General features: G+C 60.1%; 22 protein-coding genes. 14 read left to right on the top strand and 8 right to left on the bottom strand.

The window, feature by feature from the left end:
- The first annotated feature begins 10 nt into the window (after positions 1–10).
- The gene (locus AYR47_RS03235; protein WP_061434302.1) at positions 11–1,327 is read left to right on the top strand and encodes a bifunctional DedA family/phosphatase PAP2 family protein; all 1,317 of its coding nucleotides are present in this window, start codon (positions 11–13) and stop codon (positions 1,325–1,327) included.
- Here the strand turns inward: AYR47_RS03235 and AYR47_RS03240 are convergent.
- The 3 genes from AYR47_RS03240 to AYR47_RS03250 are packed head-to-tail and all read right to left on the bottom strand — an operon-like array spanning position 1,321 to position 3,002.
- Positions 1,321–1,914, bottom strand: a complete 594-nt coding sequence (locus AYR47_RS03240; protein ID WP_038847489.1) for an LON peptidase substrate-binding domain-containing protein — start codon at positions 1,912–1,914, stop codon at positions 1,321–1,323. The two genes, AYR47_RS03235 and AYR47_RS03240, sit on opposite strands and share 7 nt — an antisense overlap.
- 21 nt (positions 1,915–1,935) lie before the next feature.
- Complete coding sequence (locus AYR47_RS03245) at positions 1,936–2,652, bottom strand: LrgB family protein (RefSeq protein ID WP_061434303.1); 717 nt, start codon at positions 2,650–2,652, stop codon at positions 1,936–1,938.
- On the bottom strand, positions 2,649–3,002 hold the full coding sequence (locus AYR47_RS03250; protein ID WP_016978575.1) for a CidA/LrgA family protein: 354 nt from the start codon (positions 3,000–3,002) through the stop codon (positions 2,649–2,651). The genes AYR47_RS03245 and AYR47_RS03250 overlap by 4 nt, the downstream gene beginning before the upstream one ends.
- Positions 3,003–3,179: 177 nt before the next feature.
- On the opposite strand from AYR47_RS03250, the gene AYR47_RS03255 reads away from it, so the two are divergent.
- The 3 genes from AYR47_RS03255 (at position 3,180) to AYR47_RS03265 (ending at position 6,130) form a co-directional block, all read left to right on the top strand.
- Positions 3,180–3,635, top strand: coding sequence for a MaoC family dehydratase (locus AYR47_RS03255; protein ID WP_010206803.1), 456 nt, complete (start codon positions 3,180–3,182; stop codon positions 3,633–3,635).
- A 105-nt stretch (positions 3,636–3,740) separates the two neighbouring features.
- Positions 3,741–5,459, top strand: a complete 1,719-nt coding sequence (locus AYR47_RS03260; RefSeq protein ID WP_061434305.1) for a C13 family peptidase — start codon at positions 3,741–3,743, stop codon at positions 5,457–5,459.
- A gap of 29 nt (positions 5,460–5,488) precedes the next feature.
- A complete protein-coding gene (locus AYR47_RS03265; RefSeq protein ID WP_033896428.1) occupies positions 5,489–6,130 on the top strand; it encodes an oxidoreductase in 642 nt (213 codons plus the stop codon).
- 52 nt (positions 6,131–6,182) lie between these two features.
- Here AYR47_RS03265 and AYR47_RS03270 read toward each other — a convergent pair whose 3' ends face one another.
- The 4 genes from AYR47_RS03270 to AYR47_RS03285 are packed head-to-tail and all read right to left on the bottom strand — an operon-like array spanning position 6,183 to position 10,391.
- Positions 6,183–6,467 carry a YceK/YidQ family lipoprotein gene (locus AYR47_RS03270; protein ID WP_028618085.1) on the bottom strand — a complete coding sequence of 95 codons (285 nt, stop codon included), beginning with the start codon at positions 6,465–6,467 and terminating at the stop codon, positions 6,183–6,185.
- Positions 6,460–7,089 carry a flavin prenyltransferase UbiX gene (gene ubiX / locus AYR47_RS03275; RefSeq protein WP_028618086.1) on the bottom strand — a complete coding sequence of 210 codons (630 nt, stop codon included), beginning with the start codon at positions 7,087–7,089 and terminating at the stop codon, positions 6,460–6,462. The genes AYR47_RS03270 and ubiX overlap by 8 nt, the downstream gene beginning before the upstream one ends.
- On the bottom strand, positions 7,086–8,435 hold the full coding sequence (mpl, locus tag AYR47_RS03280; RefSeq protein WP_061434307.1) for a UDP-N-acetylmuramate:L-alanyl-gamma-D-glutamyl-meso-diaminopimelate ligase: 1,350 nt from the start codon (positions 8,433–8,435) through the stop codon (positions 7,086–7,088). The genes ubiX and mpl overlap by 4 nt, the downstream gene beginning before the upstream one ends.
- A gap of 57 nt (positions 8,436–8,492) precedes the next feature.
- Positions 8,493–10,391, bottom strand: a complete 1,899-nt coding sequence (locus tag AYR47_RS03285; protein ID WP_061434309.1) for a sigma-54-dependent Fis family transcriptional regulator — start codon at positions 10,389–10,391, stop codon at positions 8,493–8,495.
- 273 nt (positions 10,392–10,664) lie between these two features.
- On the opposite strand from AYR47_RS03285, the gene exaC reads away from it, so the two are divergent.
- The 10 genes from exaC (at position 10,665) to AYR47_RS03340 (ending at position 21,602) form a co-directional block, all read left to right on the top strand.
- Positions 10,665–12,185 carry an acetaldehyde dehydrogenase ExaC gene (exaC, locus tag AYR47_RS03290; RefSeq protein WP_033896425.1) on the top strand — a complete coding sequence of 507 codons (1,521 nt, stop codon included), beginning with the start codon at positions 10,665–10,667 and terminating at the stop codon, positions 12,183–12,185.
- A gap of 208 nt (positions 12,186–12,393) precedes the next feature.
- Positions 12,394–13,827, top strand: a complete 1,434-nt coding sequence (gene eat / locus AYR47_RS03295; protein ID WP_016978565.1) for an ethanolamine permease — start codon at positions 12,394–12,396, stop codon at positions 13,825–13,827.
- Between the two features lie 52 nt (positions 13,828–13,879).
- Entirely contained in the window at positions 13,880–15,274 is a 1,395-nt protein-coding gene (locus AYR47_RS03300) for an ethanolamine ammonia-lyase subunit EutB (RefSeq protein WP_061434311.1), read from the top strand.
- Positions 15,271–16,104: an ethanolamine ammonia-lyase subunit EutC gene (gene eutC / locus AYR47_RS03305; RefSeq protein WP_033896422.1), complete on the top strand. Its 834-nt coding sequence runs from the start codon at positions 15,271–15,273 to the stop codon at positions 16,102–16,104. Before AYR47_RS03300 ends, eutC begins: the two co-directional genes overlap by 4 nt.
- A 92-nt stretch (positions 16,105–16,196) precedes the next feature.
- A complete protein-coding gene (locus tag AYR47_RS03310; RefSeq protein WP_016978562.1) occupies positions 16,197–16,655 on the top strand; it encodes a GNAT family N-acetyltransferase in 459 nt (152 codons plus the stop codon).
- A 248-nt stretch (positions 16,656–16,903) separates the two neighbouring features.
- Positions 16,904–17,560 carry a DedA family protein gene (locus tag AYR47_RS03315; protein WP_033898377.1) on the top strand — a complete coding sequence of 219 codons (657 nt, stop codon included), beginning with the start codon at positions 16,904–16,906 and terminating at the stop codon, positions 17,558–17,560.
- Positions 17,561–17,566: 6 nt separating this feature from the next.
- Positions 17,567–18,382, top strand: a complete 816-nt coding sequence (locus tag AYR47_RS03320) for a zinc-dependent peptidase (RefSeq protein WP_033898376.1) — start codon at positions 17,567–17,569, stop codon at positions 18,380–18,382.
- Between the two features lie 109 nt (positions 18,383–18,491).
- Entirely contained in the window at positions 18,492–19,019 is a 528-nt protein-coding gene (ppa, locus tag AYR47_RS03325; RefSeq protein ID WP_003219382.1) for an inorganic diphosphatase, read from the top strand.
- A 214-nt stretch (positions 19,020–19,233) separates the two neighbouring features.
- Complete coding sequence (locus AYR47_RS03330) at positions 19,234–20,010, top strand: LexA family transcriptional regulator (RefSeq protein WP_033898375.1); 777 nt, start codon at positions 19,234–19,236, stop codon at positions 20,008–20,010.
- A 521-nt stretch (positions 20,011–20,531) separates the two neighbouring features.
- On the top strand, positions 20,532–21,602 hold the full coding sequence (locus tag AYR47_RS03340; protein WP_061434313.1) for an Abi family protein: 1,071 nt from the start codon (positions 20,532–20,534) through the stop codon (positions 21,600–21,602).
- Between the two features lie 177 nt (positions 21,603–21,779).
- Here AYR47_RS03340 and AYR47_RS32880 read toward each other — a convergent pair whose 3' ends face one another.
- Positions 21,780–22,010 (bottom strand): hypothetical protein, encoded by a 231-nt coding sequence (locus AYR47_RS32880; protein WP_033897935.1) that lies wholly within the window; start codon positions 22,008–22,010, stop codon positions 21,780–21,782.
- Positions 22,011–22,421 lie beyond the last annotated feature (411 nt).

The following is a 22,421-nucleotide window of genomic DNA, read 5'->3' on the forward strand; positions in this document are numbered from 1 at the left end:
AGTGAATTGTATGGGCCAATGGCTCGATAGCATTACCGGCTGGTTGACGCTGAACCCCGAATGGCTGGCGGTCGCGGTGTTTATCGTCGCCTGCGTGGAGTGCCTGGCCATCGCCGGGTTGATCGTGCCGGGCACGGTGTTGTTGTTTGCCATTGCCGCCCTCGCCGGCAGCGGTGCGCTGTCACTCAGCGAAACGTTGTTGCTGGGCTTCCTCGGCGGTTTGCTGGGTGATGCGGTTTCCTACTTCCTGGGCCGACATTTCCATCAGAACATCCGGCGTTTACCCGGCTTGCGCCACCACCCAGAATGGATGAACAGCGCCGAAACCTACTTCCACAAGTACGGCATCGCCAGCCTGCTGGTCGGCCGTTTCATCGGCCCGCTGCGCCCCATGCTGCCGATGGTAGCCGGGATGTGCGATATGCCCTTCCCGCGCTTTGCGATTGTCAGCATCGTCGCGGCCGCGGGCTGGTCCGTGGCGTATCTGCTGCCAGGCTGGGCGACCGGCGCCGCTTTCCGCCTGCCATTGCCCGAAGGTTTCTGGTCGGAAGCCGGCATCGTTGCCGCCTGTATCGCGGTGGTGGTGGGCCTGAGTTTGAACAGCAGCCTGCGCGGCCATCGTCGCGCCACCTTGTGGATCGGTTGCGCCAGCCTGATCGTGTTGATCGCCTTGTTTATCGGCTACCCCCACCTCAATGACTTCGACCAGGGCCTGAGCGCCCTGGTGCAGGAACACCGCAGCCCGTGGCTGGACGAAGTCATGGTGCGCATCACCCAGTTGGGCGAATTCAAGAAGATGTTCTTCGCCAGCGCCGTGTTCACTGGCCTGCTACTGCTGGCGCGACAATGGCGCCATGCCGTGTTTGTCGGCGCGACGCTGGCCGGGGCTGCGGTGATCAACACCGGGACTAAGTTGTTTTTCGCACGCGGCCGCCCGGAAATCCTGACAGACCCACTGACCAGTTTCAGCATGCCCAGCGGCCATGCGTCCGGTGCGTTCGCGTTTTTCCTGGCGCTGGCGATCCTGGCCGGTCGCGGACAACCCGTGCGATTGCGCCTGACCTGGATGCTGCTGGGCTGCATTCCTGCGGCATTCATTGCGCTGTCGCGGGTCTACCTTGGGGCCCACTGGCCTACCGATATCCTGGCGGGCACGCTGTTGGCGATGACGGTGTGTGCGTTCAGCCTGGGCATCACCCAGTATCGAAGCCCGCTGCCGGCCATGTCGCAAAAAACCTGGTGGCTGTTGCTGCCGGCGCTGGTCGCGGTGTTGAGCTTCATTGCACTCACCGGCACGCCCCACGCCCTGCTGCGCTATGCCTACTGAGTGAACAGTTCGCCCTGCAACTCGTCGAGCAGCATCTGGATCGCGTCCAGGCGCTGTTGCGGGTCGTCGAGTTGCAGCAGGTCGATCTTGTCGGCCTCGGTAAAGGGCAGCAGATACGCCAACTGATTGCCCAAGGCTTGCTGGCCGTCGGCGTGGGCGTCCATGTCCAGCGAGGCCACCATCGGGTGCTCGGCCAACGCCTGGAGCAGCGCCAGCAGGTCGGCGTCTTCCTCTTCCAAGGGTTGGTCCGGCAGCTCTTCAAGCCACTGCACTTCAGCCACCAGCAACTGGTCCTTCTGCACACCGGCATCGCGTACACGGAACCGGCGTCCGCCCTCGACGCGAATCCCCAGCAGGCCATTGTCCTGTTGCTTGAAGTCGCGGATCAGCGCTTCACAGCCGATCAATGCGTAGCCATCCGGCGCCGTGCCCACCTCCTGGCCGTCAAGAATGCACACCACGCCGAAGCTTTCGCCCTTTTTCATGCAACGGGCGACCATGTCCAGGTAGCGCGCCTCGAACAGTTGCAGGTCGAGGGTGCAGCCAGGGAACAGCACAGTATTGAGCGGGAACAGCGCCAGACTCATAAAGGTTTCCTTAAACCTGGTTTAAACGATCACCGACACGGCCAGCGGCAGGAACACTGCCGTGGCCACGCCCATCAGACTCATCGCCAGCGCGGCAAAGGCGCCGCATTCTTCGCTTTCCTGCAGGGCCACCGACGTGCCGACGGCGTGGGCCGTCATGCCCAGCGCCATGCCGCGCGCCTCGGGGCTGTGCACACCCAGGCGCGACAAATAGGCCGGGCCGATCATCGCGCCGACCACCCCGGTGATCAGCACAAACACCGCCGCCAATGCCGCCACGCCGCCGATCTGCTCGGCCACCAGCATGGCAATTGGCGAGGTCACCGATTTGGGCGCCATGGTCATCAACATCATGTGTTCGGCACCGAACCACCAACCCAGCAGCACACACAGGCCGGTGGCGAGGACCCCACCTATCACCAGCGTAGTAAAAATCGGCCAGAACAATTGGCGAATGCGCCGCAGGTTCAGGTAAAGCGGCACCGCCAGGGCCACTGTTGCCGGGCCGAGCAGGATGCCCATGATCTCGGTGCTCTTGCGGTACTCGGCGTAGCTCAGGCCACAACTGATCAGCACGCCGATCACCAGCAGCATGGACACCAGCACCGGCTGCAGGAAGATCCAGCGGGTTTTCTCGAACCCTGCCAGTACCAGTTGATAGGCGCCAAGGGTGATGCCGATGCCGAATAGCGGGTGATGAATGACTGCCGTCCACGCGCCCTGCCAGTCGACGATCATTGATCCTTCTCCTTGCGCTTGACCATCTGCTGCATCAACACGCCCACGAAGCCCATGGCAATCACCAGCGACAGCACCAGCGCGCCGACAATGGCCCAGAAATCCGCGGCAATGTCCTTGGCATACACCATCACCCCTACCGCCGGCGGCACCAGCAGCAACGGCAAGTACCGTAATAGGCTGCTGGCCGCCAGGCTCAAGGGCTCGCCGACCTCGCCCTTCCAGATCAGGAACCCCAGCATCAGCAGCAGGCCGATGATCGGCCCCGGCAGCACCGGCAACAGCAAATGATTGATCGCCGTGCCGATCAGTTGAAACAGCACCAGCCAGGTCAGGCCACGTAACAGCATCCGTTCTTCCCCCTCAAGACTCGCCCGCATTATAAGCACGCCCGCCCTATACACCGGCATTCGCCAAAAGCATGGTGGGTTGACCGAGCCGATTGGCCATGATGATCTACATTGGTTCTCTGTAACCCATAAAAAACCAGACGTTGTACACAGCGTGATGAACCAAGGAGAGACGCAATGCCCTATGTACCCGTAGCGCAGCTCAAAGATTATGTCGGCAAGGAACTGGGACGTTCCGAATGGCTCACCATCGACCAGGCGCGTATCAACCTGTTCGCCGAGGCCACGGGCGATCATCAGTTCATCCACGTCGACCCGGTCAAGGCCGCGCAAACCCCGTTCGGCAGCACTATCGCCCACGGCTTCCTGTCGCTGTCGCTGATGCCCAAGCTGATGGAAGATCTGCTGATCGTGCCCGAAGGCCTGAAAATGGCGGTCAACTATGGCCTGGACAGCGTGCGATTCATCCAGCCGGTCAAGGTCAATTCAAAAGTGCGCCTGAACGTGACACTCAATGACGTCACCGAGAAAAAACCCGGCCAATGGCTGCTCAAGGCCACCGCCACCCTGGAGATCGAAGGCCAGGAAAAACCGGCTTACATTGCCGAGTCGTTGTCACTCTACTTCGTGTAAGCCCGTGCCTGTGGTGGGGATATAAACCTCACCACAGTGTATGTAAATTTATGTATGAAACTCGCAGCTGCGGCATACTCGGCGCTCAATTATCCGGATCCCGCTATGCGCCCACTCGCCCCCCTCGCCCTTGCCCTGTTGCTCACCGCTTGCGGAGACGGCGAATCGCTGTTGCCGCCCGATGCGCGCCTGCCCGACGGCGGCCGTTACCGGGGCGACGTGGTCGATGGCTTGCTGCAAGGCCAGGGCCGCGTGGACTACCCCAACGGCAGCTGGTACGCCGGCCAGTTCGATAAAGGCCAGTGGCACGGCCAGGGCGAGTGGCATGGCAGCAACGGCGAAGTCTATAAAGGCCAGTTCCAACAGGGCCTGTTCGACGGCCAAGGCAGCTTGACCACGGCGGGCAGCCACTATGTCGGCGGCTTCAAAAATGGTCGACGCAATGGCGAAGGCACCCTCAAAGAGGGGCAGATGACCTATCGCGGCGAGTTCAAGGACGACCAGTATTCCGGCCTCGGCCGCCTGGAGCTGGCCGACGGCAGCCAATACCAGGGCCAGTTCGCCCACGGCAAGCCGAACGGCGAAGGCCAGCGCAACGACGACAGCGGCAACCAGTTCAGCGGTCATTTCGTTGATGGCCAGCTGGAAGGCAATGGCACGTTCAACAGCGCCGATGGCGACATCTATGTCGGCCAGTTCAAACAAAACCAACTGAACGGCAAGGGCCGCTACGAGAACGCCGACGGCGACGTGTGGATCGGCCAGTTCAAAGAAGGCGCGCTCAGTGGCAAGGGCGAATTGATCGGCGTGGATGGCAGCCACTATGTCGGCCAGTTCAGCGATTGGCGTTTCACCGGTGAAGGTCGCCTGAACCTCACCGACGGCAGCTTCTATATCGGCGGTTTCGACAGCGACAGCTATCAAGGCAAAGGCACTCTCGTGCTCACCGACGGCAGCGTACAGGCCGGCACTTGGGTCAACGGCATGCGCGTGCGTGACGCCGACGGCAAACTGCTGCCCGACCCGTTGGAAATCGGCGTGTTGGCCCAGGGTCGCCTGCTCGACGCCGCCCTCGCCGCCGTGCCCGCCTCCACCCCTGCCGTGGAGCTGTACACCCTGGCCGTGGCCGGCGATGGCAAGCAGAGCGTGTTCCTGCGCGAAGCCGATTACGTCAGCAACATGCTCGCCACCCGTTTCGGTGCACGCGGGCAGATTCGCCTGGTCAACCACCGCGACCACATTGCCGACCGCCCGCTGGCCACTCGCGAAAGCCTGCGCCGCGCCGTACAGACCCTGGCCGACCGCACCGGGCCGGAAGACCTGGTGTTTATCTACATGACCAGCCACGGCACCCACGAACACGAACTGGTGCTCGACCAACCGCGCATGGAACTGGCCGACCTGCCCGCCGATGAACTCGCCGCCGTGCTCGCACCACTGAAGAACCGCGACAAGATCGTGGTGATCTCGGCCTGCTACTCCGGTGGTTTCATCCCGGCCCTGAAGGACGAGCGCACCCTGATCATGACCGCGTCCCGTGCCGATCGCGTGTCCTTCGGCTGCTCCGAAGAAGCCGACTTCACCTACTTCGGCGACGCCCTCTTCGCCCAAGCCTTCAACCAGACCGACGACTTGCAGCAAGCCTTCAAGCTGGCACAGCTGCATGTGGCCGAACGCGAGCAGGCGGACAGCTTCGAAGCCTCAGAACCGCAGATCTGGGCCCCCAAGGGTGTGATCGCCCATTGGCAATTATTACGCAAACAGCAGGCACGAAAGGCGCTCGAAAGCGTCTCAATGAATAGCAAGGAAGCCAAAGGCAACTAAGCTGAACTGTGTAACAAGGGGGAGACACCATGTACCTGACGCCTCAGCATATCTTGCTCGCCGGAGCCACCGGCCTTACCGGCGAACACCTGCTCGATCGCCTGCTCAACGAACCCACCGTGACTCGCGTGCTCGCGCCCAGCCGCAAGCCACTGGCCGAACACCCGCACCTGGAAAACCCGGTGGGCGACCCGGCGGTGTTCCTGCCGCAGCTGAGTGGCCAGGTGGACCTGGCCTTCTGCTGCCTGGGCACCACCATCAAACAGGCGGGCTCCGAAGCGGCGTTTCGCGCCGTCGATCTGGACATGGTCGTGGCCTTCGCCAAACGCGCGCGGGAAATGGGCGCACGCCACCTGATCGTGATCAGTGCAATTGGCGCCGACCCGAAATCCTCGATCTTCTACAACCGGGTCAAAGGGGAAATGGAAGAAGCACTCAAAGCCCAAGGCTGGCCACAACTGACCATCGTGCGGCCGTCGTTGCTATTGGGGGAACGGTTGGAACCGCGTTTGGCGGAGCAACTGGCCGGGCCGTTGTCGCGACTGATTCCGGGCAAATACCACGGCATTGAAGTGTGCGAACTGGCCCGGGCCATGTGGCGACTGGCGCTGGAAGAGCAGGACGGGGTGCGGGTGGTGGAGTCGGATGAGTTGCGCAAGTTAGGTAAGTAATTCTGCGGTGACCTGGCTGGCCTGCGTTGAGGCCAGCACAGGCAATACACCTCTATAGGCCGCCTGTAGCATTGAAGCCAACCCCCAACACCGTCAACACCGACAGCGGCAACAGCAAGGTATCAAGCAACGCACTCGCCGGCAGATCCACACCGGGATAAGCCGGCGCCTCTGCACCAAACCTGTCCTTGGCGCAGCAACCGCCATTCATTGCATATAAATCCAACCGCGTACCGGCATACACCACCGGCGCGCCAGGTTGCGCCGCGTCCAACGTGCGCGCCGTGGCGCAGCCCGTCAGTTGCAGCGCCAGCACGATCAGCAGTGCCTTATTCATCGCTGCTCAAATGGTGCTCGCCCCAACGCGGCAGCATGTCCTGGGGAATGTTCAGCAGGTTGAGAATGCGCGCCACCACAAAATCCACCAGGTCATCGATGGTCTGCGGCTGGTGATAGAAACCCGGCGAGGCCGGCAGAATCGTCACACCCATGTTCGACAGTTTGAGCATGTGTTCCAGGTGAATGCTCGAATACGGCGCTTCACGGGGCACCAGGATCAACTGGCGGCGCTCCTTCAGGGTCACGTCCGCTGCGCGCTCGATCAGGTTGTTGCAGGCTCCCGTGGCAATGGCCGACAGGGTGCCAGTGGAACACGGCACCACCACCATCGCCGCCGGCGCACCGGAGCCGGACGCCACGGGCGACATCCAGTCCTCTTTGCCGTAGACCTTGATCTGCCCCGCCGCAGCCCCGGTGTATTCGGTGAGGAAGGCCTGCATCGTCTGCACCTTGGGCGGCAGCGCCACGTCGGTCTCGGTGGCCATCACCAGTTGCGCCGCCTTGGAGATCAGGAAGTGCACCTCACGGTCTTCGCGCACCAGACAATCCAGCAGGCGCAAACCATAAGGCGCACCGGAGGCGCCGGTCATCGCCAGCGTGACGCGTTCCGGGCCACTCATTTCAGCGCCTCGGCCAGTTTGCCGTGCAGGCCACCAAAGCCGCCGTTGCTCATGACCACCACGTGAGTACCGGGTTCGGCCTGTTGCTTGACGTGTTCGATGATGCCGTCAATGGAGTCGCACACGGTTGATGGCACGGTGCACCGCGCTGCGATTCCCGGCAGGTCCCAGCCGAGGTTGGCCGGTGCGTACCAGACCACCTGGTCGGCATCGTTGACGCTTTCCGGCAGACCATCGCGGTGGGAACCTAGCTTCATGGAGTTGGAGCGCGGCTCGACAATCGCAATGATCGGCGCATCGCCGACACGCTTGCGCAGGCCGTCCAACGTAGTCGCAATGGCCGTCGGGTGGTGGGCAAAATCGTCGTAGATGGTAATCCCATTCACGTCGGCAACTTTTTCCATGCGGCGCTTCACGCTTTTGAAAGCGCTCAACGCGGCAATGCCCATGGACGGCACCACGCCCACATGCCGCGCAGCCGCCAGGGTGACCAAGGCGTTGGCGACGTTGTGCTGGCCGGTCATGTCCCACTCGACGACGCCTTGGGCCTCACCTTCGAACAGCACTTCAAATCTGGAACCGTCTTCGCTGAGCAGCTTGACCTGCCACTGCCCACCCGCGCCGGTGGTTTGCACCGGGGTCCAGCAGCCCATCTCGATCACACGCTGCAAGGCGGGTTCGGTGGTCGGGTGGATCACCAGGCCTTCGCTTGGGATAGTACGCACTAGGTGGTGGAACTGACGTTCGATAGCCGGCAAATCGGGGAAGATGTCAGCGTGATCGAATTCCAGGTTGTTCAGGATCGCTGTGCGCGGGCGGTAGTGAACGAACTTGGAGCGTTTGTCGAAGAAGGCACTGTCGTATTCATCCGCCTCGATCACGAAGAACGGCGTGTCGCCGAGGCGCGCCGACACCGAGAAATTCTGCGGCACGCCGCCGATCAGGAAGCCCGGGCTCATGCCCGCATGTTCCAACACCCAGGCCAGCATGCTGCTGGTGGTGGTTTTGCCGTGAGTGCCGGCGACCGCGAGTACCCAACGGCCTTGCAATACATGGTCAGCCAACCATTGCGGGCCGGACACATAAGGCAAACCTTTATTGAGTACGTATTCGACCGCCGGATTGCCACGGGACATGGCATTGCCGATCACCACCAGGTCCGGGACCGGGTCGAATTGCGACGGGTCGTAGCCTTGGGTCAGCTCGATGCCCTGGGCCTCGAGTTGCGTGCTCATGGGCGGATAGACGTTGGCGTCGGAGCCTGTCACGTGATGGCCCAGCTCTTTGGCCAGAACCGCCATCGAGCCCATGAACGTGCCGCAAATACCGAGAATATGAATGTGCATAGTCGACCTCGTAAAACATCGAGGCAGGTTAGCGCAGGGGGGCGAAAATCGCACCCTTTAGCTGAGGGTGTGACGTGCGATGCCGTGCCGGCGCAGCTTCCTATACAGCGTGTTGCGGCTGACGCCCAGTTGCTCTGCCGTGTGCGTCATGTGCCAGCGCTGCTGCTGCAACGCGGCGAGCAAGGCCAGGCGCTCGGCGTCTTCCAGCGGTGATTCCAACGGTTTGGCCTGCGCAACCGGCACGGGTCGGGCCTGACGAATCTGCGCGGGCAAATCCTCCAGGCCGACACGTCCTCCATCACACAGCGCCACCAGGGTGCGCAGTACCGTGCGCAACTGGCGGACGTTACCCGGCCAGGCAAACGCCAACAACGCGCCACGCGCCGATGGGTCGAGAGCCACCGACTCGCCATTGGCCTCCTGGGCCAGCAGGAAATCCAATAACTGGGACTTATCGCTACGCTCGCGCAACGGCGGCAAGCCGACTTCCAGGCCATTGAGCCGGTAGTACAAATCTTCGCGGAAGCTGCCGTCCTGCACGCGCTCCAGTAGATTGCGGTGGGTCGCGCTGATAATTCGTACATTCACCGCCTGGGGCTCGCCGCCGAGCGGCACCACCAGCCGATCCTCCAGCACCCTTAATAGTCGGGTTTGCAGCGCCAGGGGCATGTCGCCGATTTCATCGAGGAACAGGGTGCCGCCGTCGGCTTGCTGCAACTTGCCTTGCATGCCTTCTTTGCGCGCACCGGTAAAGCTGCCGCCGCGATAGCCGAACAGTTCGCTTTCGATCAGGCTTTCCGGGATGGCGGCGCAGTTGAGCGCGACGAATGCCTTGTCGGCACGTTGGCTGGCCAGGTGCACCGCCTTGGCGAAGGCCTCTTTGCCGGAACCGGTTTCGCCATTGATCAACAGCGGCACATCACGCTCGAACACCCGCAGCGCCTTGCGAAAGTCCTGTTGCAGCGTCGGATCGCCCAGGCAGATGCCTGGCAACGGAGCAGGCTCAGGCTTAATGAAAGGTGCTGGTGCGCTGCGCGCTTGCCCACGTAATGCGGCAAACAGTTGTCGACCATCGCGGGTGCGCAGCGGCCAACTGGCCGTGGCATTGGCGCTGGCGCGGCCGAGTAATTGATCCAGGGAACAGTCGAAAAACGCTTCCACAGGCTGTCCCAGCAAACCGCCCCGTAGCTGCCCAAGCAGGTTCAGGGCACTTTGGTTCACTGCACAGATTCGCCCTTCACCATCGAACGCCAATAGCCCTTCGCTGAACAGCCCCACCGACTCGGCTTGCAAGTGAAAACGCAGCAGCCAGTGGTTCTCGAAATGACGCAGGAAGTAGCAACTCTCGATCATCTTCGCCGACAGGTTCACCAGCGCCATCGTGTGAAACTGGCTCTGGCGCGACACCGCTTCCCGCGCGGAGGACACATCCAGCACCGCCAGCAGATCCCCATGGGGATCGAACACCGGGCTCGCCGAGCAGGTCAGCCCGGTATGCCGGCCACGAAAGTGTTCGTCACGATGAATGGTCAGGGATTGGCGTTCCACCAGGCAGGTGCCGATGCCGTTGGTGCCCTCGCAGGCCTCACTCCAATCCGCGCCCAGCCACAACCCGGCGCGCTCGAAGATCTTGCGCTCGGACGGCGCGGTGACACAGTTGAGGATCACGCCGCGTGCATCCGTGAGCAACACCGCATGGCCGGCGCCCGAGAGCTGCTGATGCAGGCTGTTCATCTCGTTGCCGGCGATGTGCAGCACTTGTTGCAGGCGCTCGCGGCGTTCCAGCAAGCGACCATGTTCAAGCACAGTCGGAGCAATGGTTTGCGCAGGGTCGAGGTGGTAGTCCTCCAGACAACGCAGCCAGGAGCGGGCGATGGACGGATCGCTGGACGGGTCGCGGCCATGCGCCACGGTAAGGACTTGCTGGGCATGGCGGCTGAAATGATCGTTGTGCATTTCTTATTATTCTCCCTGCGTGAGAACCACCAGCATCCCCCAGCCCTCCAGGCAATGCAATCCCGGAGCGACTCACCGGTCACAGGCTGTACCGTTTGTGGCACAAACTGTCACACGGGGTGTATCGAGCCTGCCACAGCAACGCCTTGCTACAAAGCCTAACCCCTTGATTTGCCTAGCCAGCAAGGCGGTGGCCCAACCTTTGCTCTACGCTTTATCAAGCGCTTGCTGCGCTGCGCTCCCAATAAACATAAAAGCCAGGAGATACCCACCATGCGTTACGCACACCCCGGTACTGAAGGCGCCATCGTTTCGTTCAAAGCCAAGTACGGCAACTACATCGGTGGCGAGTTCGTTGCGCCGGTCGATGGCAACTATTTCACCAACACCTCGCCGGTCAACGGCAAGGCAATTGCCGAATTCCCGCGCTCCACCGCCAAAGACATCGACAAGGCCCTGGACGCCGCCCATGCCGCCGCCGACGCCTGGGGCAAGACCTCGGCCCAGGACCGTTCGCTGGTCCTGCTGAAAATCGCCGACCGCATCGAACAGAACCTCGAACTGCTGGCCATCACCGAAACCTGGGACAACGGCAAGGCCGTGCGTGAAACCCTCAACGCCGACATCCCACTGGCCGCCGACCACTTCCGCTACTTCGCTGGCTGCATCCGCGCCCAGGAAGGCACCAGCGCCGAAATCAACGAACACACGGCGTCGTACCACTTCCATGAACCACTGGGCGTGGTCGGCCAGATCATCCCGTGGAACTTCCCGATCCTGATGGCGGCGTGGAAACTCGCCCCGGCCCTGGCCGCCGGTAACTGCGTAGTGCTCAAGCCCGCCGAGCAAACTCCGCTGGGCATCACCGTGTTGCTGGAGGTGATCGGTGACCTGTTGCCACCTGGCGTGTTGAACGTGGTTCAAGGCTTCGGTAAAGAAGCCGGCGAAGCCCTGGCCACCAGCAAGCGCATCGCCAAGATCGCCTTCACTGGCTCGACGCCCGTGGGCTCGCACATCATGCATGCGGCGGCCGAGAACATCATTCCGTCGACCGTGGAATTGGGCGGCAAGTCGCCGAACATCTTCTTCGCCGACATCATGAAAGCCGAGCCGTCCTTTATTGAGAAAGCCGCCGAAGGGTTGGTGCTGGCGTTCTTCAACCAAGGCGAAGTGTGCACCTGCCCTTCCCGTGCGCTGGTGGAAGAGTCGATCTACGACGACTTCATGAAAGTCGTGATGAAGAAAATCGAGTCGATCAAACGCGGCGACCCGCTGGACACCGACACCATGGTCGGCGCCCAGGCGTCCGAGCAGCAGTTCGACAAGATCCTGTCCTACCTGGAAATCGCCAAGGGCGAAGGCGCGCAACTGCTCACCGGCGGCAAGGTCGAGAAGCTCGAAGGCGACATGGCCGGCGGCTATTACATCCAGCCGACCCTGCTCAAGGGCACCAATGAAATGCGCGTGTTCCAGGAAGAAATCTTCGGCCCGGTGGTGAGCATCACCACCTTCAAGGACGAAGCCGAAGCCCTGGCAATTGCCAACGACACTGAGTTCGGCCTGGGTGCCGGGGTGTGGACCCGCGATATCAACCGCGCCTACCGCATGGGCCGCGCAATCAAGGCGGGCCGCGTGTGGACCAACTGCTACCACCTGTACCCGGCGCATGCCGCGTTTGGTGGTTACAAAAAGTCAGGTGTAGGGCGTGAAACGCACAAGATGATGTTGGATCACTACCAGCAGACTAAAAACTTGCTGGTAAGTTACGACATTAATCCATTGGGCTTCTTCTAACTGACACCCCGCTCTCACATTTGAAATGCAATTAAAATGTGGGAGCGGGCTTGCTCGCGAAAGCGGTGGGTCAGTTAATAAATCAGTGACTGTTACACCGCTTTCGCGAGCAAGCCCGCTCCCACATTTAGATCTTCATAAGTACTTGCGAAGTGCATTCGGCACAAAGAGGCCGAGTTAAAACAATAACAACGGAAGGTACTTTCCCATGTCTAGCGAACCTACAAGTTCATCTGTCGACTTCGAAAAAGTCGACTCCCAATACTTCCAACAACGCGAATTGAAAAAAGGTGCCGCCGGCTGGGTACTGCTGGTCGGCCTTGGCGTTGCCTATGTGATCTCCGGCGACTACGCCGGTTGGAACTTCGGCCTGGCCCAGGGTGGCTGGGGCGGGATGTTCCTTGCCACCTTGTTGATGGCCACCATGTACCTGTGCATGTGTTTTTCCCTGGCCGAACTGTCTTCCATGATTCCCACCGCTGGCGGCGGCTACGGTTTTGCGCGCAGCGCCTTTGGCCCTTGGGGCGGGTTCCTTACGGGCACCGCGATCCTGATCGAATACGCCATCGCCCCCGCCGCCATCGCGGTGTTTATCGGCGCGTATTGCGAGTCGCTGTTCGGTATCGGCGGCTGGATGATTTACCTGGCGTTCTACATCATCTTTATCGGCATCCACATTTTTGGCGTGGGCGAAGCCCTGAAGTTGATGTTTGTGATCACCGCCGTGGCCGCGATCGCACTGGGTGTGTTTCTGGTGGCGATGGTGCCGCACTTCAATGTCGCCAACCTGCTGGATATTCCGGTGACTGAAGCCAAGGGCGCCAGCACCTTCCTGCCGTTCGGCTACGTGGGTGTGTGGGCCGCAATTCCTTATGCCATCTGGTTCTTCCTGGCCGTAGAAGGCGTACCCCTGGCCGCCGAAGAAACCAAGAACCCGAAACGCGACCTGCCGCGTGGCCTGATCGGCGCCATTGTGGTGCTGACCAGTTTTGCCCTGTTGATCCTGGTGATCGCACCGGGCGGCGCCGGCACTTACGCATTGATCAAATCCGGCAACCCGCTGGTTGAAGCATTGGCGCTGTCCTACGGCGGTTCCACCTGGATGGGCAGCTTCGTAAACCTGGTGGGGCTTGCTGGCCTGATCGCGAGCTTTTTCTCGATCATATACGCCTATTCGCGGCAGATCTTCGCACTGTCCCGTGCTGGCTACCTGCCGCGCAAACTGTCCCAGACCAACAAGAGCAAAGCGCCAGTGTTGGCCTTGGTGATCCCCGGCATCATCGGCTTCGGCTTGTCGCTGACCGGCCAGGGTGACCTGCTGATTCTGGTGGCAGTGTTTGGCGCAACCATTTCCTACGTGCTGATGATGGCCGCGCACATCACCCTGCGCATCCGTCGCCCCAAAATGGACCGTCCATACCGCACACCGGGCGGTATCTTCACTTCCGGCGTTGCGCTGGTGCTGGCCTGCGTGGCCGTGGTGGCGGGCTTTCTGGTGGATCCGCGGGTGGTGATTGGCGCCGCGATCATCTATGGAGTATTAATTGCTTACTTTGCTTTCTACAGCCGGCATCACTTGGTAGCAGGCACGCCCGAAGAGGAATTCGCGGCGATCCAGGCCGCAGAGGCCGCCCTGCACTAACTGCCGTAAACCTCGACGCGGGCAGTTGCCCGCGTCGCCAAGGAGACACTGTATGGCAAGCTTTTCCCACGCGGTGGGTGCACAAACCTATCGCTTCGACAGCCTCAAGGACGTGATGGCCAAGGCCAGCCCCGCGCGTTCCGGGGACTTCCTCGCCGGCGTCGCCGCACAGAACGACGGTGAGCGCGTGGCGGCGCAGATGGCGTTGGCGAATATCCCGTTGAAACACTTCCTGCAAGAAGTGCTGATCCCTTACGAAAACGACGAAGTCACCCGCCTGATCATCGACACCCACGATAAACAGGCGTTTGCCACCGTCAGCCACCTGACCGTCGGCGGTCTGCGTGACTGGCTGCTCAGCGACGCGGCCGACGAACATTCCCTACGCGCCTTGGCCCCAGGTCTGACGCCGGAGATGGCCGCCGCCGTGTCAAAGATCATGCGCGTGCAGGACCTGGTACTGGTGGCGCAGAAGATCCGCGTGGTCACGCAATTTCGCGGCACTATGGGCCTGCGCGGGCGTTTATCCACACGCCTGCAACCCAACCATCCTACAGACGAACCGGCGGGCATCGCCGCGAGCATTCTGGATGGCCTGCTGTACGGCAATGGCGACGCCATGATCGGCATCAACCCGGCCACCGACAGCATCGCCTCGATCTGCGCCATGCTGGAGATGCTCGACGCGATCATCCAGCGCTACGAGATTCCGACCCAGGCCTGCGTGCTGACTCACGTCACCACCTCCATCGAGGCCATCAACCGTGGCGTGCCGCTGGACCTGGTGTTCCAGTCGATCGCCGGCACCGAGGCGGCCAACGCCAGTTTCGGCATCAGCCTGAGCGTGCTGCAGGAAGGTTATGAAGCAGGGTTGAGCCTCAATCGCGGCACCTTGGGCCAGAATTTGATGTATTTCGAGACAGGCCAAGGCAGCGCCTTGTCGGCCAACGCGCACTTTGGCGTCGACCAGCAAACCTGCGAGACCCGCGCCTACGCGGTAGCCCGACATTTCAAACCGTTTCTGGTGAATACCGTCGTAGGATTTATCGGGCCGGAGTACCTGTACAACGGCAAGCAGATCATCCGCGCCGGCCTCGAAGACCACTTCTGCGGCAAGCTGCTGGGCGTGCCGATGGGTTGCGACATCTGCTACACCAACCACGCCGAAGCCGACCAGGACGACATGGACACCCTGCTGACCCTGCTGGGCGTGGCCGGGATCAACTTCATCATGGGCATCCCCGGTTCCGACGACATCATGCTCAATTACCAGACCACTTCATTCCACGACGCGCTCTACGCCCGGCAAACATTGGGTTTAAAACCGGCGCCGGAATTCGAACAGTGGCTGGCAAAAATGGGCATCTTCACGCAAGCCGACGGCAAGGTGCACTTCGGCAACAGCCTGCCACCGGCCTTTCGCCAAGCCTTGGCGCAACTGGGATGAAGGAGCCGCCTGTGCAACTCGACCTGCCTGACAACCCCTGGCTGGAACTGCGCCGCCTGACCCCGGCGCGCATTGCCCTGGGCCGAACCGGCACCAGCATTCCCACCAACGCGCAGTTGGACTTTCAATTTGCCCACGCCCAGGCGCGGGACGCGGTGCATTTGCCCTTCGACCATGCGGGTCTCAGCAGCCAGTTGGCCGAACGCGGGCGTGACACGCTGTTGCTGCACAGCGCGGCTGCCGACCGCCACAGCTACCTGCAACGCCCGGATTTGGGGCGGCGCTTGAGCGATGACTCCGCCCAAGCGCTGCGCGATCACGCATCGGCCAATCCCGGCGGCGTCGACTTGGCCGTGGTGGTGGCCGATGGTTTATCCGCGCTGGCCGTGCATAAACACACCTTGCCGTTTCTGACACGCATGGAAGAACAAACCCACGCCGAAGGCTGGTCGTTGTCGCCGGTCATTCTGGTGGAACAAGGCCGGGTGGCGGTGGCGGATGAAATCGGGCAATTGCTCGGCGCCAAGATGGTGGTGATCCTGATCGGCGAACGGCCGGGGCTCAGTTCGCCGGACAGCCTGGGACTGTATTTCACCTACAACCCCAAGGTCGGCCTCACCGACGCCTATCGCAATTGCATCTCCAATGTGCGTCTGGAAGGCCTGAGCTATGGCATGGCGGCCCATCGTTTGCTGTACTTGATGCGAGAGGCGTGTCGTCGGCAGCTGTCGGGGGTCAATCTCAAGGACGAGGCGCAGGTCCAGACCATCGAGTCGGATGATCCGGACCTGATGAAAGGCAATTTCCTGCTCAGTTCACCGGATGACTGATCGCTGCATGATTGCGCTTTTTCGCGCCATTAGGCAGCATCGAGTCACGGCCGCTTGTGTGGTCATACCCCATTTGGAAGTTGAGGCCTGGCATGCGGATTACTCAAGCGACCCTGGAACATCTGGACCTGTTGACCCCGTTGTTCGTCAAATACCGCGAGTTCTACGGGGCGTTGCCCTTCCCGGATTCATCGCGGGACTTCCTGGAAAAGCGCCTGCGCCGCAAGGAATCGGTGATTTACCTGGCCCTGGCGGATGATGACGACAAAAAACTGTTGGGCTTTTGCCAGCTGTACCCGAGCTTTTCGTCGTTGTCGCTCAAGCGGGTGTGGATCCTCAATGACATCTACGTGGCTGAAGACGCACGCCGGCAACTGGTGGCGGACAACCTGATGCGCACGGCCAAGAAGATGGCCAAGGAGACCCATGCGGTGCGGCTGCGGGTGTCGACCAGCAGCGACAATGAAGTGGCACAGAAGACCTACGAGTCGATTGGGTTTCGCGAAGACACGGAGTTCAAGAACTACGTGTTGCCGATCAGCGAAGATTAATGCTCGTCGGGCGGGCCTCTATTGTGGCGAGCGGGCTTGCCACAACAAGCCCGCTCGCCACAGAAAGCTCGTTCCCCTATCCTGCTAGCCACGACATCCCCCGCTACAAAACCAACACGCTTTTCACCTCTCAATCCGTATAATGCGGACCTTTCAGGGTTGTAAGAAAAGCGGCATACACTTGTAGCCTTATTACCCGAGCTTCCGCACAGGCCTGCTGAGCCGGGCCATCCACACAGGTGCCATCCATGGATTTCAACCCGCTTGACCTTATCCTGCATCTCGACGTCTACCTCGACCTGCTGGTAACCAACTACGGTCCGTGGATCTACGCCATTCTGTTTCTGGTCATCTTTTGCGAAACCGGCCTGGTGGTCATGCCGTTCCTGCCGGGTGACTCGTTGCTGTTCATTGCCGGCGCCGTGGCCGCAGGCGGCGGCATGGACCCGGTGCTGCTCGGCGGCCTGTTGATGCTGGCGGCGATCCTGGGCGACAGCACCAACTACGTCATCGGGCGAACGGTCGGCGAACGCTTGTTCAACAACCCGAACTCGAAGATCTTCCGCCGCGACTACCTGCAAAAAACCCACGATTTCTACGACAAGCACGGCGGCAAAACCGTGACCCTGGCGCGTTTCCTGCCGATCCTGCGCACCTTCGCACCATTCGTAGCCGGTATCGCCAAGATGCCTTACCCACGCTTCTTCGGCTTCAGCGTATTCGGCACCATCCTATGGGTTGGCGGCCTGGTGACCCTGGGTTACTTCTTCGGCAACGTGCCCTTTATCAAGAAAAACCTGTCGCTGCTGGTGGTGTTCATCATCCTGCTGTCCCTGGTGCCGATGATCATTGGTGTGTTCCGCAGCCGCTTTGGCCGCGCATCCTCCGAAGCCAAGCCGCAGTAACCGGATATGTGGTCCCTCAGCGCCTGGCGTCGCCGGCGCTTGCTGGCCAAGCACCCGATTGCCGATGACACCTGGCAGCGGGTGCGCCATCACCTGACCTTCCTCGACGGCATCAGCGCCGAGCAGGACCAGTGGCTGCGCGAAGCCTGCGTGATGTTCCTCGCCGAAAAGCACCTGACCGCCCTGCCCGGCGTCGAGCTGCACCAGGAACAACGCCTGCTGCTCGCCGCGCAGGCGCAATTGCCGCTGATGAACCTGGGCGACCTCGACTGGTACCAGGGCTTCCATGAAATCGTGCTGTACCCCGACGACTTCGTCAGCCCTCAGCGCCATCGCGACAGCAGCGGCATCGAGCACGAATGGGACGGCGAACACAGCGGAGAAGCCTGGCAACAGGGCCCGGTGATCCTCGCCTGGCCCGGCGTGCTGGCCAGTGGCAACTGGGAAGGCTACAACCTGGTCATCCACGAACTGGCGCACAAACTCGACATGCTCAACGGCGACGCCAACGGCCTGCCGCCGCTGCACAACGACATGCGCGTGCAGGAATGGGCCAGCGTGATGCAGACCGCCTACGACGACCTCAATCGCCAACTCGACGCCAACCCGGACGCCGAGACCGAGATCGACCCCTACGCCGCCGAAAACCCGGCTGAATTCTTTGCCGTCACCAGCGAATATTTTTTCAGCGCCCCGGATTTGCTGGTCAGCCATTATCCACAGGTGTACGCCCAACTCAGCCGCTTTTATCGCCAGGATCCCTTGGCCCGCCTCACCCAACTGCAAGCCAGCGACCCGCGTTATCAGCCACAAGGCGAATGACCGTACGACGTCTGGCGCATGGCATCGGCGTCAGAATGTGCCTATAATCGCCGCCACTTTTAGGCCAATCCGGCCATGTTTAATGGCCAATTAACGGGGGCAACGCCCAATGAGCTACAGCAAGATTCCGGCTGGCAAAGACCTGCCGAACGACATCTACGTCGCCATCGAGATTCCGGCCAACCACGCGCCGATCAAATACGAAATCGACAAAGACAGCGACTGCCTGTTCGTTGACCGTTTCATGGCCACCCCGATGTTCTACCCGGCCAACTACGGTTTCATCCCTAACACCCTGGCCGACGACGGTGACCCCCTCGACGTGCTGGTCGTAACCCCTTACCCGGTTACCCCTGGCTCGGTGATCCGCGCACGTCCGGTCGGCATCCTGAACATGACCGACGACGGCGGCGGCGATGCCAAAGTCATCGCAGTGCCACACGACAAGCTGTCCCAGCTGTACGTGGACGTGAAGGAATACACCGACCTGCCGCCCCTGTTGCTGGAGCAGATCAAACACTTCTTCGAGAACTACAAAGACCTCGAAAAAGGCAAATGGGTGAAGATCGACGGTTGGGGCAACGCAGACGCCGCCCGTGCCGAGATCCTGAAGTCGGTCGCTGCCTACAAAGGCTGATACCCGCTCCTCATTGCCTCGGCAATTGAAAAAGCCCCGATCATTCGGGGCTTTTTTTGTGGGAAAAATTAAACGGCAAGTTCAATTACTTATAGAAAATGTTTAATTTCGACATTGATCCGAAGTATCAGGCTACAACTAAGCAAAGACCTACATGACCAACTCAACGCATGGTTTATTTGATCTGTTGTCCCGGTCAGTAAGCTTTGTGTTTATGAATACATCAGGTGATCGTTTAAAAGCGCTACTGCGGGAAGTCCATCTTTCCGCCTCCGACTTCGCCAAGAACCGCGGCGTCACGCCTCAACACGTGAACAACTGGTTCAAGCGCGGTGTACCCATGGGCCGACTCAACGAGATCGCAGAACTGCTGTGCATCTCCAGCCGTTGGCTGCGCACCGGCGAAGGCCCCAAACACCCACCGGCCAACTTCCTGCTGGAAGGCCCGACCACCCGTAAAGGACTGCCCACCATCCGCGAAGGAAGCGGCAAATACCTCACAGGCCCCGCCTGTCTCCCAGAAAAAATCGACGTGGAGATCGACCTCCACCCCTCATTCACCTCCACCGAACGCATCCGCGTCACCCTACATACCCTCCAAGCCCTCAACGTCAACCCCGAGCGCGCCCTGGGCGCCTACATGGTCGACAACAGCATGATCGACATCATCCAACAAGGCGCCACCCTCGCCATCGACCGAGGCCGCACCCAAATCATCGACGGCGAAATCTACGCCGTCGAACACGACGGCATGCTGCGCATCAAATACCTCTACAACCGACCCGGCGGCGGATTGCGCATGCGTAGCCACAATGCCGGTGAACATCCCGACGAGTACCTTACGTACGAGCAACGGTTCGAGCAGAACTTCCAGATTGTGGGCTGGGTGTTCTGGTGGTCCACCCTGAATAACCGCCGCCCGCCCGTACCGCTGGATGAGCATTTGTTGGGTTGGGAAGGCTCTAAATCGGATCCAGAGGTGGGCAACTGAGGTGAATGTGGGTATCATGCGCCGCACATTTGGCAGGGGGTGGCGAAGGCTATCCACCCTGCTCGGCGATGCGGAGGAGTTCCCGCAGATGCCCCTACTATTCAGCCCGACGCAATGTGGGCTGAGCGATTTGAAGGCTGGTGAGGTTTGTCAAAAACAAGCTGAAGCAGTCAGCGAGAAGCCGGCCACAAGCCGGCTTTTTAATGCCTTAAATATTTACATCCACCGACAAAGCAATGCCTGTGACAGGTTGGCAGTTCAACGGGTGTACTCATACAGCAAGGACGGCTAGGGTAACGTCCTTCGTTTTGCGGTCAGAGGAACGGACCTGCCCCAATCAAACACATTCGCTTTCGAGTATCGAGGGGGTCGAGATACCATGGCCAAAATGGTTTCCCAGAAAAGCGAAACCCCGGGAGAGTTTGACTGTCCCGGGGCTCTAGATCTAGTGCGGAGGGCGCTTGATCCAAGGGATCAGAGGGGCCACATCAGCTGCTAGTTAATGAGGAATATACACGCCCATGGCGGAGAGTCAACAGTCGTTCTCGTACGGAGCGCCTATCGCGAGGGATCTGGAGGCACTGATTTCGAGCAAACGGTACTCCACTTATCTCAAAAAAGCAGGTCACAAAGATGACTTTGCTTTCGAGCTCTATCTTTACAACGCCAGATTGGCCAAGGCATTCCTCTTTCCACTGCATGTGACTGAAGTTGTGGTGCGCAATGCAATCGACGAGATTCTGTGCACGCAGTACACGAACCAATGGCACCTGGATGCGGCTTTCCGGTCGATGATCACACCGGAAAGCTTAGCAACCTTGAAAAAGGCAATCGACCGGGCGTCGAAGGGTAGCGCTCCTGCGCAAAAGGATGATGTGGTGTCTCGGCTTACGTTTGACTTCTGGTCCAACCTATTCCGAGCATCCTATGACCGACCACTGTGGCAGACCAACATCAAGACATTGATGCCGCTCAACCCCTCAATCACTAGAGCTTCGCTTCAGACTCTGATGATGAGTATCAACAATTTCCGAAATCGCATAGCTCACCATGAACCGATTTTCGCGCTAGACGTCTCGTTGATGCACAAAGAAATCCTGCAAGTCGTGGGGTATCGATCAGCAACAGCCGAAAACTGGATCAAGTGTCACTCAACTGTGCATAAAGTTATGCGATCCAGACCGTCGTCAGGGCTAGGCGCTGGGCCAACGTTAGCGTCCCTCTGCGATAGTGACTTTTCGACCTTACCGATCACTACAAAATTGTCAGACCTAAAAGCTAAGCAACCGCAGACCAAGTTCATTGTTTGCTTGGATGACAAGTCTGGGGAGACGGTCGGCATACTCAAAGCTGCTGAGCTAGGTGAGTTTATGTTCTCTTGCGCAGACGAAAGCGGGCTGATCGATCTAACCGAGCACAGTTTGGGTGACGTATGCGCCCATACCGATGCTGCGCGCGCCTATGCAAAAGTCGACGGTGCCGAGGGCGCTATCGCCCTCACCCATATTTTTCGGGGCTTTGTCTGCTATGCCCTCGTGCTGGAAGCTGGGAAGCTCAAAGGCGTGATTTCAAAACCCCACCGGAAGTATTGAGGCAGCAGGTTCATTCTCACGCATCAACGTTTTTTCAAGGACGGGTAAGCGCAATCATCAAGTGCGGTACGGATGGTGATATGTCGCCAGTAACCACATAAAGAAACGACGTGTCGCCAAAAATGACAAATAGCGACATTTGGCCAGCCTCACCGCTGACCAAATGTAAATATCACATCACTTCGTCTGCCTACACTCCACCGCCCGATCCGCCACCATCTTCGCCATCTCCACCAAATGCATCACCGCCCTCAGCGGCGCACCCTGGGGTTCCCCGAGCACCTGCGACGTCGCCACCGCACATTGCAGCAACTCAGCCACACGCAGCCAAGCATCCTCAAAGCTGAGTTCTTCATTAACGGTAAATGGATTAGGCGCAAGCGCAGAGCGAGAGTTCGAAAAGGGCATTTTTTTCTTGGCACAACTCCAATTAAAAGTGTGTACCAATCGAATCCGGGCGACTAAACCCGATCACTGAATAAGCAGTGACGATCCGGAGCCTAGTCACCCATCCCCGCTGGCGCAATGCGCTGGGGATTCTCTCGGAAACGTCCTGCAAATGAAAAGGATGTGCCCTGCTGGCCCTTGAAAATCAGGTCATTCCCGCCTTTGGGTTCCCCCCACACACCTGTGTTCCCAGGTGACACTCACCTCGCTCTCCTACACAAAATGAACACCAAGAAAACTTTCTTACACGCATATCTAAACAAGTCGTTTAAACCCCAATTCTTCGCGGCCTCTCCTCGATGGCCCAAAACCTGCTTATTGCACGCCGTACAATAAAACCGGCCCAAGCCGGACCACCACCCACATCCACTG

It is taken from the genome of Pseudomonas azotoformans (assembly GCF_001579805.1).
GTDB lineage: Bacteria > Pseudomonadota > Gammaproteobacteria > Pseudomonadales > Pseudomonadaceae > Aquipseudomonas > Aquipseudomonas azotoformans_A.

Bases quoted from the DNA above. Each gene is read 5' to 3' on its own strand.
- AYR47_RS03235 (WP_061434302.1), top strand. From the start codon at position 11: ATGGGCCAATGGCTCGATAGCATTACCGGCTGGTTGACGCTGAACCCC.
- AYR47_RS03240 (WP_038847489.1), bottom strand. From the start codon at position 1,914: ATGAGTCTGGCGCTGTTCCCGCTCAATACTGTGCTGTTCCCTGGCTGC.
- AYR47_RS03245 (WP_061434303.1), bottom strand. From the start codon at position 2,652: ATGATCGTCGACTGGCAGGGCGCGTGGACGGCAGTCATTCATCACCCG.
- AYR47_RS03250 (WP_016978575.1), bottom strand. From the start codon at position 3,002: ATGCTGTTACGTGGCCTGACCTGGCTGGTGCTGTTTCAACTGATCGGC.
- AYR47_RS03255 (WP_010206803.1), top strand. From the start codon at position 3,180: ATGCCCTATGTACCCGTAGCGCAGCTCAAAGATTATGTCGGCAAGGAA.
- AYR47_RS03260 (WP_061434305.1), top strand. From the start codon at position 3,741: ATGCGCCCACTCGCCCCCCTCGCCCTTGCCCTGTTGCTCACCGCTTGC.
- AYR47_RS03265 (WP_033896428.1), top strand. From the start codon at position 5,489: ATGTACCTGACGCCTCAGCATATCTTGCTCGCCGGAGCCACCGGCCTT.
- AYR47_RS03270 (WP_028618085.1), bottom strand. From the start codon at position 6,467: ATGAATAAGGCACTGCTGATCGTGCTGGCGCTGCAACTGACGGGCTGC.
- ubiX (WP_028618086.1), bottom strand. From the start codon at position 7,089: ATGAGTGGCCCGGAACGCGTCACGCTGGCGATGACCGGCGCCTCCGGT.
- mpl (WP_061434307.1), bottom strand. From the start codon at position 8,435: ATGCACATTCATATTCTCGGTATTTGCGGCACGTTCATGGGCTCGATG.
- AYR47_RS03285 (WP_061434309.1), bottom strand. From the start codon at position 10,391: ATGCACAACGATCATTTCAGCCGCCATGCCCAGCAAGTCCTTACCGTG.
- exaC (WP_033896425.1), top strand. From the start codon at position 10,665: ATGCGTTACGCACACCCCGGTACTGAAGGCGCCATCGTTTCGTTCAAA.
- eat (WP_016978565.1), top strand. From the start codon at position 12,394: ATGTCTAGCGAACCTACAAGTTCATCTGTCGACTTCGAAAAAGTCGAC.
- AYR47_RS03300 (WP_061434311.1), top strand. From the start codon at position 13,880: ATGGCAAGCTTTTCCCACGCGGTGGGTGCACAAACCTATCGCTTCGAC.
- eutC (WP_033896422.1), top strand. From the start codon at position 15,271: ATGAAGGAGCCGCCTGTGCAACTCGACCTGCCTGACAACCCCTGGCTG.
- AYR47_RS03310 (WP_016978562.1), top strand. From the start codon at position 16,197: ATGCGGATTACTCAAGCGACCCTGGAACATCTGGACCTGTTGACCCCG.
- AYR47_RS03315 (WP_033898377.1), top strand. From the start codon at position 16,904: ATGGATTTCAACCCGCTTGACCTTATCCTGCATCTCGACGTCTACCTC.
- AYR47_RS03320 (WP_033898376.1), top strand. From the start codon at position 17,567: ATGTGGTCCCTCAGCGCCTGGCGTCGCCGGCGCTTGCTGGCCAAGCAC.
- ppa (WP_003219382.1), top strand. From the start codon at position 18,492: ATGAGCTACAGCAAGATTCCGGCTGGCAAAGACCTGCCGAACGACATC.
- AYR47_RS03330 (WP_033898375.1), top strand. From the start codon at position 19,234: ATGAATACATCAGGTGATCGTTTAAAAGCGCTACTGCGGGAAGTCCAT.
- AYR47_RS03340 (WP_061434313.1), top strand. From the start codon at position 20,532: ATGGCGGAGAGTCAACAGTCGTTCTCGTACGGAGCGCCTATCGCGAGG.
- AYR47_RS32880 (WP_033897935.1), bottom strand. From the start codon at position 22,010: ATGCCCTTTTCGAACTCTCGCTCTGCGCTTGCGCCTAATCCATTTACC.